The sequence below is a fragment of the Marinobacterium rhizophilum DSM 18822 genome, assembly GCF_000378045.1.
GTDB classification, from domain to species: Bacteria; Pseudomonadota; Gammaproteobacteria; order Pseudomonadales; family Balneatricaceae; genus Marinobacterium_A; species Marinobacterium_A rhizophilum.
Genome location: NZ_KB899096.1, coordinates 85,033 through 102,669 on the forward strand (window position 1 = coordinate 85,033; position 17,637 = coordinate 102,669).

The 17,637-nt window shown below is 62.7% G+C and carries 12 protein-coding genes; 7 read left to right on the top strand and 5 right to left on the bottom strand.

Annotated elements, in window-relative coordinates:
- Positions 1–26: 26 nt before the first annotated feature.
- The 3 genes from F451_RS0110460 to F451_RS0110470 all read right to left on the bottom strand — a co-directional run bounded on the left by F451_RS0110460 (position 27) and on the right by F451_RS0110470 (position 3,916).
- A complete protein-coding gene (locus F451_RS0110460; protein WP_020681323.1) occupies positions 27–875 on the bottom strand; it encodes a fumarylacetoacetate hydrolase family protein in 849 nt (282 codons plus the stop codon).
- Positions 876–1,020: 145 nt separating this feature from the next.
- Positions 1,021–2,184: a glycerol dehydrogenase gene (locus F451_RS0110465; RefSeq protein ID WP_020681324.1), complete on the bottom strand. Its 1,164-nt coding sequence runs from the start codon at positions 2,182–2,184 to the stop codon at positions 1,021–1,023.
- Positions 2,185–2,485: 301 nt separating this feature from the next.
- Positions 2,486–3,916, bottom strand: coding sequence for a coniferyl aldehyde dehydrogenase (locus tag F451_RS0110470; protein WP_020681325.1), 1,431 nt, complete (start codon positions 3,914–3,916; stop codon positions 2,486–2,488).
- Between the two features lie 509 nt (positions 3,917–4,425).
- Here F451_RS0110470 and F451_RS0110475 point away from each other — a divergent pair.
- From F451_RS0110475 to F451_RS0110505, 7 genes are all read left to right on the top strand, one after another.
- Positions 4,426–6,063 (top strand): fatty acid--CoA ligase, encoded by a 1,638-nt coding sequence (locus F451_RS0110475; RefSeq protein WP_020681326.1) that lies wholly within the window; start codon positions 4,426–4,428, stop codon positions 6,061–6,063.
- A gap of 80 nt (positions 6,064–6,143) precedes the next feature.
- A complete protein-coding gene (locus tag F451_RS0110480) occupies positions 6,144–7,517 on the top strand; it encodes a GntP family permease (RefSeq protein WP_020681327.1) in 1,374 nt (457 codons plus the stop codon).
- Positions 7,518–7,557: 40 nt separating this feature from the next.
- Positions 7,558–8,490: a 2-hydroxyacid dehydrogenase gene (locus F451_RS0110485; protein WP_020681328.1), complete on the top strand. Its 933-nt coding sequence runs from the start codon at positions 7,558–7,560 to the stop codon at positions 8,488–8,490.
- Positions 8,491–8,517: 27 nt separating this feature from the next.
- A complete protein-coding gene (locus tag F451_RS0110490) occupies positions 8,518–9,738 on the top strand; it encodes an L-lactate dehydrogenase (protein WP_020681329.1) in 1,221 nt (406 codons plus the stop codon).
- A gap of 80 nt (positions 9,739–9,818) precedes the next feature.
- Positions 9,819–10,106: a DUF1330 domain-containing protein gene (locus tag F451_RS0110495; RefSeq protein WP_020681330.1), complete on the top strand. Its 288-nt coding sequence runs from the start codon at positions 9,819–9,821 to the stop codon at positions 10,104–10,106.
- 77 nt (positions 10,107–10,183) lie between these two features.
- On the top strand, positions 10,184–10,963 hold the full coding sequence (locus F451_RS0110500; RefSeq protein WP_020681331.1) for an SDR family oxidoreductase: 780 nt from the start codon (positions 10,184–10,186) through the stop codon (positions 10,961–10,963).
- A gap of 299 nt (positions 10,964–11,262) precedes the next feature.
- Positions 11,263–14,697 (top strand): adenylate/guanylate cyclase domain-containing protein, encoded by a 3,435-nt coding sequence (locus tag F451_RS0110505; protein WP_026291672.1) that lies wholly within the window; start codon positions 11,263–11,265, stop codon positions 14,695–14,697.
- Here F451_RS0110505 and F451_RS26720 read toward each other — a convergent pair whose 3' ends face one another.
- Positions 14,698–15,384, bottom strand: a complete 687-nt coding sequence (locus F451_RS26720; protein WP_020681333.1) for a hypothetical protein — start codon at positions 15,382–15,384, stop codon at positions 14,698–14,700.
- Between the two features lie 127 nt (positions 15,385–15,511).
- On the bottom strand, positions 15,512–17,542 hold the full coding sequence (locus tag F451_RS0110525) for an oxidoreductase (protein ID WP_020681334.1): 2,031 nt from the start codon (positions 17,540–17,542) through the stop codon (positions 15,512–15,514).
- Positions 17,543–17,637: the final 95 nt, after the last annotated feature.

Here is a 17,637-nt window from a genome sequence, read left to right on the forward strand (position 1 = left end):
AACCTGGAGTCCCTGGAGGCGCCGGATCAGCCATCGGCTGCGGTGAGCTGACGCTGCTCGCCCAGCCCCTCGATACCGACGCACACACGCTGCCCCGCACGGAGAAAGACCGGTTGCGGTTTTTGCGCCATGCCCACCCCGGCGGGCGTGCCGGTGAGGATGACGTCGCCCGGGTGCAGGCTGAAGAACTGGCTGAGATAACTGATCAGCCAGGCCACGTTGAAGATCATGTTGCCTGTATTACCTTGCTGGTAACGAACGCCGTCCACCTCCAGCCAGATATCCAGCGCCTGCGGATCGTCCACCTCGTCCGGCGTGACCAGCCAGGGCCCGAGCGGCGCAAAACCATCGCAACTCTTCCCCTTGGTCCACTGCCCGCCCCGCTCTATCTGAAAGGCGCGATCGGTCAGGTCGTTGGCCACGCAGTACCCGGCGACATGATCCAGAGCTTCAGCTTCGCTGACATATTTGGCCGTCTTGCCGATCACCACCGCCAGTTCTGCTTCCCAGTCCATGGTCTGGGCACCGCGGGGCATGGGAATCGGGTCATTGGGACCGCTCACCGCGCTGGTAAACTTGGCGAAGATCACCGGCTCTTCCGGCACCGGCTGGCCCGTTTCCTCGGCGTGATCGCGGTAGTTCAGGCCGATACAGATGATCTTGCCGATGGCGGAGACACAGGCCCCAAGGCGGGGCGTCTCGGCCACCCGCGGCAGGGTGTCGATATCGATGGCCCGCAGCCGGGCCAGGTTCTCAGGGCTCAGGCGCTGACCGCCGATGTCATCGATATGGCCCGACAGGTCGCGGATCTGTCCCTGGGCGTCGATAACCCCCGGCTTTTCCTGCCCGACAGGGCCGTAACGCAGCAGTTTCATAGCTTATCCTCGGTCGTGTTCCCCCCGGATCGGTAGCCCCGCAAACGTGAGGTCAATGGGGTAAAGCGGGCTCGGGGGGATAGATAGGGGGAAGAAACAAGGCAAAGAGAACGGACGGCTCAGTCCATTCTCTGCCGTGGATCGGTCAGGCGTGCAGGCTCCGGTAGGGGTGGTCTCCCACCTCATCGATCAGCTCAGCGCCCAGACGCTCCACCTCGGTGAACGCCTGGCGCAGGCTATCGGCCGTGACGGCCACAGCCATGTTACCGATGAACGGGAACGCCAGGGTGGCTTCGATGAGCGTGCTGACGGAGGCTTCGTCTTCAAGCGACAGGCCGATCTGAGCGAAGTTGACCGGCAGCCCGACCCGGGCAAACAGACGCGCGCAACGCTCGGCCTCGGCGCGGTCGGCCTCCAGCATCAGCTGGGTCAGAATCCCCACCGCCACCATCTCACCATGAAGGTAGTTGTGATCCACCTCCGGCAGCAGAGTCAGCGCCTGTGCCAGGGCGTGGGCACCGGCCACGCCGGTACACTCGAAGCCGGCACCACTGAGCAGGGTGTTGGCTTCCACCACATGTTCCACCGCCGCCGTCACCTGACCGGACTCGATCGCCTCAACCGCGGCGACACCGTGCTCGTAGAGGATGTCGGCGCAGGTCTTGGACAGAGCCACACCCGCCAGCGTCGGGCGGTCACCGTAGGGGGTCACCCCGGCCGGATTGGTGTGGCAGGCACGGGCCTCGTACCAGGTCGACATGGCATCGCCCATGCCGGCCACCGTGAAACGCACCGGCGCCTGGGCGACGATCTCGGTATCCACCAGTACCAGCGCGGGGTTTTGCGGGAACACCTCGTAGGTCTCGGTGGCCCCCTCCGGGGTGTAGATGACGGACAGGGCGGAACAGGGGGCGTCGTTGGAGGCCAGCGTGGGCATGATCACCACCGGCACCTCCAGACGATGGGCGATACATTTGCCCGCATCCAGAGTTTTGCCGCCCCCCAGAGCGATCAGCGCGTCAACCGGCGGCTGCGCACGAAGCTCCTCGGTCCGCGCTTCGATCTCCCGGAATGAGCACTCACCGCCAAAGGTGGTGACCTGTACGTCGATACCGGCCTTGTCCAGCGCGGCGAGCAAGCGCGCGCCCTCCCCGCGCCGGCTGCGCGGGGTACAGAGAACGGCACAACGCTTCACCTTGAGCGGCGCCAGGTAATCGGCGGCACGGTCAATCAGACCCACCGCCTGTACATAGCGGGGAGTGGAGCGGAAAACACGGGGGGTCACAGCGGCTGTTTGCTGTTCAGACATAACGACTCTCTAGCGTGGCCGGGCTGGCGCGCAGATAACGATGGGAGCGGCAGCCCGGGGAGGATAAATAGAAAAAAAGCTCTTCTCACAACAGGGACGGTGCGTTTTTTAGGTGCCCCGATGTAAACACCGGATACCGTAGGGTGCCGGTAAGCGGAGCGCACCGCACCGCACCGGCGCCCTGATGGTGCGGTTCGTTGCACTCACCAGCACCCTGCATCTTTACCGCCAATCTGCGATGAGCCACAGAAAGGGAGTTGGGCCTTCACAGGAGCGAAGGCCGTATGCGAAAGAGCGCCGATCAGAGACGGAACTTGAACACCAGCTTCATCAGCTTCTCGTAGCGGGGGCCGTAAGGCGGTGCCAGCATCAGGATGCCGGACTGCCTGGCCTGCTGGAACACCGGACGCAGTTTGGAGAACTCCAGGAAGCCCTCCTTGCCGTGGTAGTGTCCCATGCCGCTGTTGCCCACGCCGCCGAACGGCATGTCGTGCTGCGCGGCCTGCAGAACGGTATCGTTAAGAGACACGCCACCGGACAGGGTGTTGTAGATCACCTTTTCCTGCAGGCGCTTGTCGTTGCTAAACAGGTAGAGTCCCAACGGACGCTCGCCCGCATTGATGTACTGAATCACCTCGTCGATACTGTCGTAGAGCTTGATCGGCAGCAGCGGTCCGAAGATCTCGTCGCGCATGATCAGCATGTCCTCCTTGACGTCCAGCACTACCGTGGGCGGATACTTGCGATCCTTGGCGTTGGGCTCGCCCTTGGGCACCAGACGGACCGCCCTGGCCCCCTTCTGGGTGGCATCTTCAAGGGTTTGTGAAATCCGCGCGAACGCCTTGTCGTCGATCAGCGAGGTGAAATCCGAGGAGTCGGCGCTGGCGTAGCGCGCGCTCACCACATCCTTGGCGTGCTGGACGAATTCGTCCAGCTTGGCGCGCGGCAGGAACAGGTAGTCCGGCGCGGTACAGGTCTGGCCGCCGTTGATGCACTTGCCCCACAGCACCCGCTCGGCGGCGGTGCGCAGGTTGTAGTCGGGGGCGACGATGGTGGGCGACTTGCCGCCCAGCTCCAGGGTGACCGGGGTCAGGTACTTGGAGGCGGTTTCCATCACCACCTTGCCGGTGGCCGGGGAGCCCGTGAACACCAGGTGATCCCAGGGGCGGTCGGTGAACGCGCCGGCGGAGACGCCGGGAATCACCGCGAACTGCTCGTCGCTGAATTCGGCCGACACCAGCTTGTCCATCAGGCGGCACAGGTTCTGGGAGTTGGCCGCCATCTTGACCATGACGCGGTTACCCGCCGCCAGTGCGGTGATGGAGGGCCCCACCGCCAGTGCCAACGGGTAGTTCCAGGGGCTGACCACGCCGACCACGCCCTTGGGCTGCGGAATCACGCGGTTCTTGGCCCCAAAGAAGTTGAGCCCCACGTGACGCTTCTCGGGCTTCATCCACTTTTTCAGCTGCTTCTTGTGGTAGGCCACCGCGCTGGTCAGCTGGGAGATATCCAGCAGCTTGGTTTCCTGCGGGCAGCGGTTGCCGAAGTCAGCATTGACCGCCGCGCAGATGGCGTCCATGTTTTCCATCAGGATCTTGTCGATCTTGTTCAGCGCGTCGATGCGCTCCTGATAGCTCGGATAGGGCTTCTCGCGTGAGGCACGACGTTGCCTGTCAAAAACCTGATCAATGCGACTCTGCTCGCTGGCGACTTTCAATGCTGCGTTGCTCATTTGAACCTCTGTTTTATTGTTCTGCCTCAGACCAACCCCGCCCCGCAAACGCCTGATTGCTGCGCAGGTATCGAACATGGGTGAGTAGATGCTGTTCTCGGGCGGCCTGCAGGCGTGCTGCGGGCTGAACGCCAACCGTACGGACGGGGCGCACTCGTAGCCGCCAATCCTTCATTCGTAGCCTAGCGGCTGGGACCAAAACCCAGCTTGACAGAAGATGCTCGCAACTTGACAAAAGGTGACAACGACGGGGGCGCAATGCCACCGCGTCGTGCTCGATCGCAAAATGTCAAAAGCAGGGCATTTTATGTCAAGCCAGTCGACCAAGATCTTCTGCACCATGGCTTAACAACATCGCGCGCCAGATCCAATTTCGATAACAAGACTCAAGGCAAGGCGAAGAATTCGCATTGATGATCGGCGCCAAGCCGGCCTTCGGTTCTGTTCACCCGAAACGGAAGCTGGCGCCCTACCCCCGAAATAACAAAACAACAATATGAGAGACGGCGATGACCACTAAAATCCTCAAGCCCAGTGAATCCGCTTACGACTACCCACTGCTGATCAAGCGCATCCTGACCTCGCACCAACGTACCGAGCAGCGCAATGTGATCGTCTCGGGTGAACACCGTTTCTCCTATGCGCAACTTAACGAGCGCATCTGCCGTCTGGCCAACACCCTGAAACAGCTGGGTATCGGTCCCGGTGATACGGTTGCCGTGATGGACTGGGACAGTCACCGCTATCTGGAATGTTTCTTCGCCGTACCGATGCTGGGTGCGATTCTGCATACGGTCAACATTCGGCTCTCGCCGGCACAGATTCTGTACACCATGAACCATGCCGAGGATGATCTGGTATTGGTTCACGATGATTTTCTGCCGATCGTCGAAGGGATCAAAGACCAGCTGGAAACGGTCAGGGGCTTTGTCCAGCTGAGTGACGATACGACTCCCGTTGCTCCCGCCTTCACCACCTTCGGCGAATATGAACAACTGCTCGACCAGGCCGAGGCCGACTACGCGTTTCCCGACTTCGATGAGAACTCGGTGGCCACCACCTTCTACACCACCGGCACCACCGGCAACCCCAAAGGGGTTTACTTCAGCCACCGTCAGCTGGTGCTACACACCCTCAACATGGTTAACACTCTGTCCACCTCCAGCTCCGAAGGCCCGCTGCTCGATCACGCCGGCAGCTACATGCCGATCACCCCCATGTTTCATGTGCATGCATGGGGGATTCCCTATGCCGCCACCATGATGGGGGTAAAACAGGTCTATCCGGGCCGTTACGAGCCGAACACCCTGGCCCGACTCATCCGCGAAGAGGGTGTCACCTTCTCCCACTGCGTACCCACTATCCTGCAAATGGTGCTGCAGTCCGACCAGGCCAGGGACACCGATTTCAGTGGCTGGAAGGTCATCATCGGCGGCAGCGCGCTGACCTCGGGACTTGCTGAGCAGTCCATGGCTCTGGGTATCGAACCCTTTAGCGCCTATGGCATGTCCGAAACCTGCCCACTGCTGTGCATCACGCGCATGACGTCCGAACTGAGCGCTCGACCCGCCGATGAGCAAGCTCACTGGCGAGTTAAAGCAGGACAGCCGTCTAATCTGGTGGACCTCGAGATCTGGGATCCACAAGGGAATCCTCTGCCCCACGACGGCGTCAGTACCGGCGAAGTCGTCACCCGCGCCCCCTGGCTGACGCAGAGCTATCTGAACGAGCCCGAGAAAGGCGACGAACTCTGGAGCGGTGGCTGGCTACATACCGGCGACATCGCCTGCATCCATCCCGATGGCTTTGTCGAGATCAAGGACCGCATCAAGGACGTCATTAAAACCGGTGGCGAGTGGATCTCCTCGCTGGAGCTGGAAAGCCTGATCAGCACCCATCCCGACGTTGCGGCCGTGGCGGTCATCGGCATACCCGATGAGCGCTGGGGCGAACGTCCTTCAGCGCTGATCGTACCCTCCTCTGGAAACCTGACGTCAGCGGTACTCGAGCAGCACCTGCAGCAGTACGTGGACAGCGGTCGCATCAACAAGTGGGCCGTTCCGAAAACGATCAAGCTGGCCGATGACATTCCCAAAACCAGCGTCGGCAAGATCGATAAAAAATTGATCCGCGCCCAATGGTCATAACCGCTTACACCGGGCAACAGCCCGGAAACCGAGCCCGCCGCTGAAGGCGGGCATTCGATAGCTTCGGAGAATAATAATAAATGGAATACGCAGGATTAATAGGCAGCGTCGCGCTGCTCATCTGGCTGGCCCTGCGCGGGGTGAATATCATCCTGGCGTCGCTGATCAGCTCTCTGGTGGTCATTCTGACCAATGGTTTGCCACTGGCAGCGAGCCTGTCCGAATACTACGTTTTCGGTCCGCTGGGCGCCTTTACCTTCGCCGGCAAGTTCTTCCTGCTGTTCGCCGCCGGCGCCATTTTCGGCCGCGTCATGGGCGACAGCCACGCCGCATCGAGTATCGCCATGGCACTGGTGCGCCGCCTCGGTGCGCACCGCGCGCTGTGGATCACCACCCTGGCCTGCGCCCTGCTCACCTACGGTGGTGTTGTCGCCTTCGTGGTGATTTTCGCCATCTATCCGCTTGGCCTCAAACTGCTGCAAGAAGCCGATATTCCCAAGCGGCTGTTCTGCGGCGCGCTGGCGCTGGGGGCCGGGACCTTCACCCTGACCACCCTGCCTGGCACGCCGTCGATACACAATGTGATTTCATCGGTCGCGCTGGGCACCGACCTGTTCGCGGGCTTCTGGATTGCCACCGTCGGTGGCGCACTGATGTTCATTTTCGGAATCTGGTACCTGGAACGCGAGCGCGTGCTGGCAGTTGAGCGCGGCGAAGGGTTCACGCCCGCGCCCCATGACCGCATCTCCTGCGTTGACGAGCGCGATTATCCGCATTGGCTCACGGCCAGCCTGCCGCTGGCACTGGTGCTGCTGTTCATCATTCTGCCCCGCGTGATCAGCATGTCCATCGACATGGCCGCACTGGCGGAAGGCTCGCTGCTGCGCGCCGTGCTGCTGTTTGCCAACAGCCAGCCGATTATCTGGCCAAGCATTGCCCTGCTGGCCGGGTCGGTCGTCGCAGCCGTACTCTTCCCGGCGATACAGCGCGAGGCGATGAAGGTGATGGGACACGGCACCCAGGACTCCATCATGCCGCTGATCAACACCGCCGCCGTGATCGGATTTGGCGGCGTGGTCACGCATACCGCAGGGTTCGTGGACTTCACGTCGTTCATGCTGAATTCCGCACTGCCGCCGCTGCTGTCAATGTTTGCCTCGATCAGCCTGGTCTCCGCCATTACCGGTTCGGCCACCGGCGGCCTGCAGATATTCATGCAGACCCTGGCGCCCTCCTACCTCGAGATGGGTATCGAGCCCCAGGTGCTGCACCGTATCGCCACCATGGCCAGCGGCGGCTTCGATTCCCTGCCCCACTGCGGCGCGATTGTCGCCATGCTGACCATCACCGGCCTGACCCACAAGGAAGCCTACCGGGACGTCGGCGTGATCACCGTGGTGATCCCGGTCGGCGTCACGCTGGGCATGATCGCACTCATCCCGCTGCTGGGATAACCCCATCTATTCCATCAATAAGAAACAGGAGCCCGATTCCATGGGCAATACCACAATTATCGTCTCCCGCCCGTTGCCACCCGCCATGATGGAGGCACTGGGTCAGTTTGGATCGCTGCGTGTCGTCGACCTGGGCCAGCCGCTGCCCGACGACGGCGACATCTTGGTTTCCACCCCCATGGACCCGGTTACCGCCGACGTCATCGACCAGTTGCCGACATCGTTACGCCTGATCGCCAACATCGGGGTGGGCACCGACAACATCGACCTGGCGGCGGCCCGTGATCGCGGCATCGTGGTCAGCAACACCCCGGTGGTCACCGAGGATACCGCCGACCTGACCCTGGCGCTGATGTTGGCCACCTGCCGCCGTTTGAGCATCAGCGAACGCCACCTGCGCGCCGGCAACTGGACCGCCGGCGTGGCTCAGCTGGGCCAGCGGGTGCACGGCAAGCGCCTAGGCATCATCGGCTTCGGCGCCATCGGCCAGGCGGTCGCGCAACGGGCGCGTGGCTTCAACATGGAGATTCTCTACCACGGCCCGCACCGCAAGCCGGAGGCGGAGGCAGCGCTGGGCGCCCGCTACTGTGCCACCCTCGATCAGCTGCTGGCCGAGGCGGATATCGTCTCCCTCAACTGCGCCCTCACGGAACAGACCCGTCACCTGCTCAACGCCGAGTCGCTCGCAAAAATGAAGCCGGGCGCGGTGGTGATCAACACCGGCCGCGGCCCGCTGATCGACGAGGCGGCGCTGGTGGAGGCGCTGCGCTGCGGCCATCTCGGCGCGGTCGGTCTGGATGTGTTTGAGTTCGAGCCCGAGATCACCCCGGCGTTGCGCGAATTCGACAATGTCACCCTGCTGCCCCATATCGGCAGCGCCACCGCCGAGTGCCGCATGGATATGGCGCGCCGGGTGTGCGCCAACATCGGCCAGTTTCTGCAGCAGGGCGCGCCGCTGGACCGCTGTCACTGATCCAGAATCGCTAACGGAGAGTTCGCCATGAGCCTTTTCAACGTAAACCCGGTCACCGTCGACGACTACCGCCGTCGCGCCAAGCGTTACCTGCCGCGCTTTCTGTTCGACTACATCGATGGCGGCGCCAACCGCGAAACCACCCTGGCGTCCAACGTCAACGATTTCGACCGCTACCGGCTGATCCAGCGGGTGATGAAGAATGTCGACAACGTCGACACCGGTACCACCCTCGCCGGCCAGGCCGCCAGCATGCCGCTGGCGCTGGCCCCGGTGGGCATGGCCGGCATGTTCGCCCGCCGCGGCGAAACCCAGGGTGCCCGCGCCGCCGACGCTATCGGCATTCCGTTCACCTGTTCCACCCTCGGCATCTGCCCGGTGGAGGAGATCATCGCCGCCACTGGCAAGCCGATCTGGTTCCAGCTCTACATGCTGCGTGACCGCGACATCGTCAAGGCGCTGCTCAAGCGCGCCGAGAACGCCGGTATCACCACTCTGGTGTTCACCGTCGACCTGGCGGTGGCCGGCATGCGCCTGCGCGACTATCGCAACGGCATGATCGGTACCAACCTGGCCAGCAAGCTGTCCAAAGCCGCCCAGTTACTCTACAGCCCGCTCTGGCTGAAGGATGTGGGGATCAAGGGCAAGCCGCACACCATCGGCAACCTCAGCCAGGTGGTCCCCGACCCGGACGATCTGAATGCCTACAAGGCGTTTATCGACGCCCAGTTCGATGCCAGCGTCACCTGGGAGGATATCGCTTGGCTGCGCGACCTCTGGCCGGGCAAGCTGCTGATCAAGGGGGTGATGGAAGTGGAAGACGCCCTGGCGGCGGTGAACGTCGGCGCTGACGGCGTGGTGGTTTCCAACCACGGCGGCCGCCAGCTGGATTCGGTCGCCTCCAGCATCAGCAAGCTTGCGGCCATCGCCGATGCCATCGGCCACCGCGCCGAGGTCTATCTGGACGGCGGCGTGCGCGACGGCCTGGATGTGCTCAAGGCGGTGGCTCTGGGCGCCGATGGCGTGCTGATCGGCCGCCCCTGGATCTACGCCATGGCCGGCGGCGGCGAAACCGGCATCAACAACCTGCTCGACACCTTCCAGCGGGAGATCCGCACCGGCATGGCGCTGCTCGGGGTCAACCGTATCGACCAGGTCAACCGCGACCTGATCGAGCTGGCCGACGCGCCGGCACGCCTCGACACGGGCCTGGAACCCAAGCCGCTGCGCCACACGCGGGCAGTCTGACCGGCCCTGCCAGCCGCGCCGTCGTCAAGGCGGCGCCGTGGTCAGGTACAGCAATTCATCACAACTCACAGGAACAGCCAATGAGTGCCTACGTTATTTTCGATATCGATATCCATGATCTTGCGCGCTACCAGGACTTCATGACCCAGGCCAAACCCGCCATAGAGGCCGCGGGTGGAAAATACCTGGCCCGCGGTGGCGAACACAAAGTCCTGGAAGGCGATTGGGAACCGCGCCGCATCGTGCTGTTTGAATTTCCCTCCATGGCCAAAGCCGAGGAGTTTTACTACGGCGACGTCTACCAGGGGCTGAAAACGATTCGGGACGCGTGCAGCTCGGGGCGCGTGGTCCTCGTCGACGGTATCTAACGGTTCCTCCTGACCCGCTGCAGCTGTGAGTGTTTTTGACCACCAATCGCCGACAATCACCCAAGGATAACCCCGCTATGAATCTGAACCTGAACGGCCGCACCGCTATCGTCTGCGGCGCGTCCAAAGGCCTCGGGCGTGCCTGCGCCCTGGCGCTTGCCAAAGAGGGCGTGAATCTGGTCATCAACGCACGCAACGCCAACGCGCTGGAAACAACCGCTGACGAGATACGCACCGAAACCGGCGTTGCTGTCCATGCAGTCGCCGCCGATATCTCCACCGAAGCCGGGCGCGCCCAGGTACTGGCCGCCTGCCCTGACCCCGATATTCTGGTGACCAACGCCGGCGGACCGCCGCCTGGCAACTTCCGCGACTGGGATCAACAGGCGTGGTATGCGGCGCTGGACGCCAACATGCTGACCCCGATCTTTCTGATCAAGGCGGTGGTGGACGGCATGCAGGAACGCCGCTTTGGCCGCATCATCAACATCACCTCGTCGGCGGTGAAGGCGCCGATCTCGATCCTCGGCCTTTCCAACGGCGCCCGCAGCGGCCTGACCGGTTTTGTGGCAGGACTGGCGCGGGAAACCGTGGCCCATAACGTCACCATCAACAACCTGCTGCCCGGCTCGTTCGAGACCGACCGCTTAACCTCCACCGTCGAGTCGTATGCGAAGAAACTGGGTGTCAGCGCCGATCAGGTCCGCGAACAGCAGATGCAGGCCAGTCCGGCGAAGCGCTTTGGTGATCCAGCCGAATTCGGCGCCCTGTGCACCTTCCTGTGCGGCGCCCAGGCCGGCTTTGTCACCGGCCAGAACCTGCTGCTGGACGGCGGCGCCTACCCCGGCACTTTCTAGCAGCCTGTCGGACTTAACACTGATCGACTTGGCTCGGGCACCCTGCATCGCTCTACTTCCTGCATCCATGCAGTCGTGCGGAAAAGCCGGATTTGACAGCTTTTCCATGCTCGAGCCGTCGGTCCCGATCCGTCCGCTCCCGCGGTCTGCACTATGCTTTTTAGGTAACCTGCGAACACTCAAGACGTATTCGCAGGATCCCCAGCAGATTCGCAAGGTCACGGCGCGCTACCGGCTAGCCCGGAACACCGACCGAAGAACTGCCGGTGAACCGAGGTGGCCGGACAGACGAGGCAATGATGCGTTGCGTCAATTGCGGATGCGAGACGTCGGAAAGCGCAACGTACTGCAGCCAGTGCGGTACCTTGCTGCTGCATGCCTGTCCCCGCTGTGGCCATCGGGTCAATCAAGCCGCCAGATTCTGTGAAGCCTGTGGCGCTTCACTCGGTGATCGACCATCAGCCTCCATTCATCCCGAGATGGCTGCCCCCATCGACTATACGCCCCGCCACCTCGCCGACCGTATTCGAGCCGAGCAGATCGCATTGCAGGCGAGAGGCGCCGTTGCGGGCGAGCGCAAGATCATTACGGCGCTGTTCGCCGATATGGCCGGATCGACGGCGTTGATCGAACACCTCGACCCGGAAGAGGTCCGCCGCCTGATCGATCCGGTACTGGAACTGATGATGGAGGCGGTCCATCACTATGAGGGTTATGTCGCCAAGTCCCTGGGTGACGGTATTCTGGCCCTGTTCGGCGCACCGATCGCGCATGAAGACCATGCCCAACGCGCGCTGTTCGCTGCACTGCGCATGCGCGATGCAATGGCGCGTTATTGCGCCAGTCGCGGTCTGGCGCAAGCACGCCCGATACAGATCCGTGTTGGCATTCACAGTGGTGAAGTGGTGGTGCGTTCGATTCGTACCGAGGACCTGCGTACCGACTACGATCCGGTCGGGCAGACCATACACCTGGCCTCGCGCCTCGAGGGGCTGGCGAAGCCGGGATCCATCGTCCTCAGCGAGACGACCCACCGACTGGCCGAAGGCTATTTTGAGTGCCGCTCACTCGGGGCGATAAAGGTCAGGGGCATTACCGATCCCGTCACGACCTTCGAGCTGGAGGGTGTCGGTGCGATGCGCACCCGGCTGCAGGTTGCGGCACACCGTGGGCTGGTGCGCTTTACCGGCCGGCGGCGCGAACTCGCGCGGCTATCGAAGGCGCTGACGCGGGCACGCGAGCAACGGGGACAGGTGGTTGGCGTTGTCGGCGAGCCTGGCGTTGGCAAGTCCCGTCTGTTTTTCGAATTCAAGCGCCGTTGCGAACGCGATTGCCGGGTACTGGAAACCTTTTCGGTGTCCCACGGCAAGGCCTTTGCCTACCTTCCCTTGATAGAGCTGCTGAAGAATTATTTTAAATTTGGCGCCCGCGACGACAAGCGCCAATGCCGCGAAAAAGTGACCGCCATTTTGCAGGCACTGGATCCGGAACTCGAAGCGAGCCGACGCTACCTTGATCCTCTACTCGGCCTCGACGAGTCGACGTCGGACCTGGCGCAGATGGATCCGAGCCTCAAACGGCAACATACCTTCGACGCGATTAAACAACTGCTGATGCGCCAGAGCCTCGAGCAATCCCTGGTGGTCATCGTCGAAGACCTGCAGTGGCTGGATCGCGAAACCCTGGCCTTTCTCGAAAGCCTGATCGAAGACATTGCCGGCGCGCGGATCCTGCTGCTGGTGAACTACCGGCCCGAATACCGTCACCGGTGGGAAGGATACCGCCATTTCCATCAGATCCGTCTGCAGCCGCTCGGGGGCGACGAATCCGCAGAGCTGCTGGACGCTCTGCTGGGCAAAGATGCCAGCCTAGCATCGATCAGGCCAGGGATCATGGAGCAGACGCAAGGCAACCCCTTCTTTCTCGAAGAAGTGGTCCGGACCCTGGTCGAGGAGCAAGTACTCTGTGGCGTACGTGGCCAATACCGGCTCAATCGGCTCCCTGCCGTTCTGCACATTCCCACCAACGTTCAGGGCGTGCTGAGCGCGAGAATCGATCGTCTTCCCCTGGCCCAGAAGGCATTGCTCCAGAAACTGGCGGTGATAGGCAAAGCATTTTCCTGGAGCCTGTTGCGGCACGTCGTCGACCTCGAAGACGACGAGCTGCGTGGCCTGCTGTTAGAGTTGCAGAATGGGGAGTTTCTCTATGAGCGCCCGGCTTTTCCGGAAGTGGAGTACAGCTTCAAGCATGCCCTGACCCAGGAAGTCGCCTACGGCAGTCTGCTGAAGGAAAGGCGTGCAATGCTGCATGAACGCACAGCCGAGACCATCGAAACCCTTTTCGAAGGACACCTCGAGGACCACTGCAACGAGCTGGCGCACCACTATACGCAGGGACGAAACCTGCCCAAGGCCGTACAGTTTCTGCATTGTGCCGGACGGCAGGCTGCACAACGTTCCGCCAACGAAGAAGCCATTGGGCATCTCAGCCGGGCACTGCAGCTGCTCGAGGAGCTGCCGGATACGGCGGAGCGCGCCCGAAATGAGCTGGCACTGCAGCTTTCGCTGGGACCCAACCTGATCGCCGTCAGAGGCCATGCAGCCTCCGAGGTGGAACAGACCTATCGCCGCGCCCTGGCGCTGCAGCGGCAGGTGGGATCGACGGCCGACCTCTCCTTTATCCTGGCCGGGCTCAGGAATCATTACCTTGTACGTGCCGAGCACGAGACCGCCAGCGAGCTTGGACAGCAGCTGCTCCACTTGGCGGAACAGGAACAGGATCGCGATTTCCTGCTGCAGGCCCATTGCGCCCTGGGCTCGGTACTCTTCTTCCTCGGCAGGCTTCAAGACGCCTACGCGCATCTGGCACAGGCGCTGCAGCTTTACGATGCCCGGCTCCACAGCCAGCATGCCATCCTTTACGGGCTCGAGCCCGGCGTCTGGAGCCGTTATCTGATGGCGATGGTGCTGGAGCTGATGGGTGATTCGCGCCAGGCAGAACGCATGATGTCAGAAGCAATTGAAATGGCCCGCCAGCGCGGCCACCTCTTCAGTCTGGCCGCCACCCTCTGTTTCGCCGCTGAGCGGCACCGCGTGCGCCGGGAGAGCGACCAGGCTCAAGCCTGCGCAGAAGCGGCCATCGACCTCGCCCGGGAGCATAATTTTGCCATCTGGCTGCTTTATGGCAAGGTGTTATCTGGATGGGCGATGGTGGACCAGACCGCCGGTCGCGAGGGTATCGAGCAGATCCGCGAAGGCCTGGCCGCATTTCACCGGACCGAGACCCGGCTTTTCCATTCCCACTTTCTGACCCTGGAAGCGGATGCCCTCGGCAAGGCCGGTCTTATCGAGGAGGCACTGACGCAGTTGGCCGAAGCCGAGCACGTGCTGGCCCGGCAGCAGGAACCGGTATTCGAGGCCGAACTCTTCTTCCTGAAGGCGCAGCTCCTGATCCGGCGGACACCGCTGCAGCAGCGCCGGCCCGAAGAGGTCGAGGATGTAGAAGGCTGTTTGCGCCGGTCCATCTCGATTGCCAGGCACCAGGGCGCCCGATTGCTGGAGCTGCGAGCGACCCGAGCGCTCGGTGACTGCCTGCAGCACCAGGGGCGGGCCGAAGACGCCCGCCAGCACCTCTCCCGCATTTGCGGACTTTTCCCGGCCGGCGCCGACTACGCCGACCTGAGAGCGGCAAGAGCCACCCTCGCTCAGCGGGGTCAGGACCGCTCCCAGCCGTGATCAGCGCCATTCGCCCAGTACAGCGCGAAAAGGTGTCTTGCCCACATTGTGCAGCTGACGTGCGATCGGCCCGTCATGCCAGATGAAGGTTCCGGGGCCAAAGGCGACAACTTGAGTGGCTCGACCGTCGCCGACCGCCAGCGTCGCGTCGCTGAAGGATACCAGCAGGCCCGAAAAGGGGTATTCCACCAGGCCGGTGGACTCCCCTGGTTGCAGATCGATTTGGTAGCAGCGTATGGACTCCCCTTTGAACGGATCCGCGACCGGGGTATGAAGGGGCGCCTCGAGCGGGCGCTCCGCGACCACCGGCGGCGACCGCTTGTGTTCGGCGCCGATCATTTGCATCAGCCCCGCACCCTCGTTACGCACACGGTGGATCAGCGGCTCACGGCCATGGGGACGGCAGCCACACAGCCCTGCCGGTAGCTCATGGGTTACACCGTGATCCGCGCCATAGGTCTGGTCAAAGACCCGTGTGTCGTAGACCGCGACATAAAGGGTATCGACGCTGTGGCGGTGGTAGAGCGAATGCTCTCCCGGCTTGAAACGCACATCGTAGACCCGCGCATAGTCGTTTTCAAAGCGCGGAACATGGCGTGGTTCATCCTTCACATCGACATAGCCATCGACGCTATCGGTGGCGCAGTCTGTTGGTGCTGGGATTGCCGGATTCGGGGTAATCGACATGGGAGGTACCTGAAATCAGGAGTGGACGGTGAGGAATGACCGCCGGGCAAGTGCCGAGGGTTGGTCGGCGGCAAGGCGGTGACGGGCTACCGCCACCGCCTGCCGATTACCTAAACGGATCGCCAACTTAGAGTGAGTTGGCCAGTTCCAGCGCCTCGGCAAAGGCCAGCTTGGCGTCCATACCGCGGGCATCGCGCGCCGCACCGACTCGATGCACGGCCACCCCGCAGCTCTCCAGCTGCTCGGCCAAGTCGGCGCGGGCCCGCTGGCCGGCGCAGACGATCACGGTATCCACCTCGATCATCTTCTCCTCACCCTGGTGCTCGAGTCGGATACGATCGCTGTCGACCTGCTTGAAGGTAACCCCGCCCCACATCGCCACGTTGCGCTTCTTCAGCACTTCGCGGTGGATCCAGCCGGTGGTTTTGCTCAGCTCGGAGCCCACCTTAATGTCACGCACCTCCAGCATAAAGATCTGTCGATCCACTGCCGGTACGGGCCGTGGTGCGGTAAGGCCACCACGGGTCTCGAAACGGGCGTCCACCCCCCACTCGGCCATGAAGCCTTCCTTGCCCTGGTGCACATGCTCGTCGGATTCGGTCAGGTACTCGGCCACGTCAAATCCGATCGGGCCGGCACCGATGATCGCCACCCGCTGCCCCACCGGCTTGCCGTGCTCCAGCACATCCAGGTAGTCCAGGTACTCGGCGTTCTCAGTGCCCGGAATCGGCGGTGTCCAGGGGCGTACGCCGGTGGCCACCACCACGTCATCGTACCCCTCCGCCAGCAGCTGCTCCCTGCTGGCACTCTGTCCCAGACGCACTTCCACCCCCGCCTGTTCAAAGCGGCTCTGGTAGTAGCGCAGGGTCTCGTAGAACTCCTCCTTGCCGGGAATCCGCGCGGCGATTTCGAATTCGCCGCCCAGGGTGGTGCGGGATTCGAACAGGGTGACCTTGTGGCCGCGTTCGGCGGCGACCGCCGCCACCATCATTCCGGCAGGTCCCGCTCCCACCACCGCGATGCGCCGCGGTGCGTCGGTGGGATCCACCGCCGGTTCATCCTCGCGGCAGGCCTGTGGGTTGACCAGGCAGGTGGTCATCTTGCCGACAAACACGTGGTCGAGGCAGCCCTGGTTGCAACCGATGCAGGTGTTGATCTGCTCCGCATGCCCGGCCGCGGCCTTGGCAACAAAGTCGGGGTCCGCCAGGAACGGCCGCGCCATGGAGATCATGTCCGCCTGGCCGGAGGCGATCGCCTGTTCGCCCACTTCCGGCGTGTTGATGCGGTTACAAGTGATCACCGGCACCGTGACTTCGGCACGCAGCTTTTCGCTCACGCCGGTAAAGGCGGCCCGCGGCACACTGGAGGCGATGGTGGGTACGCGCGCTTCGTGCCAGCCGATGCCGGTGTTGATAATGTTCACGCCTGCCGCTTCCACAGCCTTGGCCAGCGTCACGATCTCCTCCCAGCTGCTGCCCTGTTCGACCAGGTCGAGCATCGACAGCCGGTAGATGACGATAAACTTCGCGCCCACCCGCTCGCGCACCCGGCGGATCACCTCCAGCGGGAAGCGCATGCGGTTCTCGTAACTGCCACCCCAGCGGTCGCTGCGCTGGTTGGTCCGTGCGGCCAGAAACTGGTTGATCAGGTAGCCCTCGGAGCCCATCAGCTCGACCCCGTCGTAGCCGGCCTGCTGCGCCAGTTTGGCGGCGCGGGCGTAATCGTCGATCTGCTTCTCCACTTGGGCATCGGTGAGTTCATGCGGCGTGAATTTGCTGATCGGCGCCCGAATCGGCGAGGGAGCAACGGCGACCGGGGTGGCCGCGTAGCGCCCGGCGTGCAGCAACTGCATGCAGATCTTGCCACCGGCGGCGTGCACCGCATCGGTAAGGATGCGATGGTGCGGCACTTCCGCCTCGTCATCCATTTTCGCTGCGCCATGAAACACCACCCCCTCCGGATTCGGTGAAATCCCGCCGGTGACGATCAACCCGACGCCACCACGGGCTCGCGCCGCATAAAATGCCGCCAGCTTCTCAAAGCCGCCCGGCTGCTCCTCCAGATTGGTGTGCATGGAACCCATCAATACCCGGTTCTTGAGCGTGGTAAAGCCAAGATCCAGGGGCGCCATCAAGTGCGGATAACGGTTTGCAGTCATGTCTGAGTCTCTCTATGCCGTTGGTTGGCCGGCGAACTGTTCTTATTCGGCCAATCTTTACACCGTCAAGTTATCGTCGAAACTTGACACCGTCA

Bases quoted from the DNA above. Each gene is read 5' to 3' on its own strand.
- F451_RS0110500 (WP_020681331.1), top strand. From the start codon at position 10,184: ATGAATCTGAACCTGAACGGCCGCACCGCTATCGTCTGCGGCGCGTCC.
- F451_RS0110525 (WP_020681334.1), bottom strand. From the start codon at position 17,542: ATGACTGCAAACCGTTATCCGCACTTGATGGCGCCCCTGGATCTTGGC.
- F451_RS26720 (WP_020681333.1), bottom strand. From the start codon at position 15,384: ATGTCGATTACCCCGAATCCGGCAATCCCAGCACCAACAGACTGCGCC.
- F451_RS0110480 (WP_020681327.1), top strand. From the start codon at position 6,144: ATGGAATACGCAGGATTAATAGGCAGCGTCGCGCTGCTCATCTGGCTG.
- F451_RS0110505 (WP_026291672.1), top strand. From the start codon at position 11,263: ATGCGTTGCGTCAATTGCGGATGCGAGACGTCGGAAAGCGCAACGTAC.
- F451_RS0110475 (WP_020681326.1), top strand. From the start codon at position 4,426: ATGACCACTAAAATCCTCAAGCCCAGTGAATCCGCTTACGACTACCCA.
- F451_RS0110470 (WP_020681325.1), bottom strand. From the start codon at position 3,916: ATGAGCAACGCAGCATTGAAAGTCGCCAGCGAGCAGAGTCGCATTGAT.
- F451_RS0110485 (WP_020681328.1), top strand. From the start codon at position 7,558: ATGGGCAATACCACAATTATCGTCTCCCGCCCGTTGCCACCCGCCATG.
- F451_RS0110460 (WP_020681323.1), bottom strand. From the start codon at position 875: ATGAAACTGCTGCGTTACGGCCCTGTCGGGCAGGAAAAGCCGGGGGTT.
- F451_RS0110490 (WP_020681329.1), top strand. From the start codon at position 8,518: ATGAGCCTTTTCAACGTAAACCCGGTCACCGTCGACGACTACCGCCGT.
- F451_RS0110495 (WP_020681330.1), top strand. From the start codon at position 9,819: ATGAGTGCCTACGTTATTTTCGATATCGATATCCATGATCTTGCGCGC.
- F451_RS0110465 (WP_020681324.1), bottom strand. From the start codon at position 2,184: ATGTCTGAACAGCAAACAGCCGCTGTGACCCCCCGTGTTTTCCGCTCC.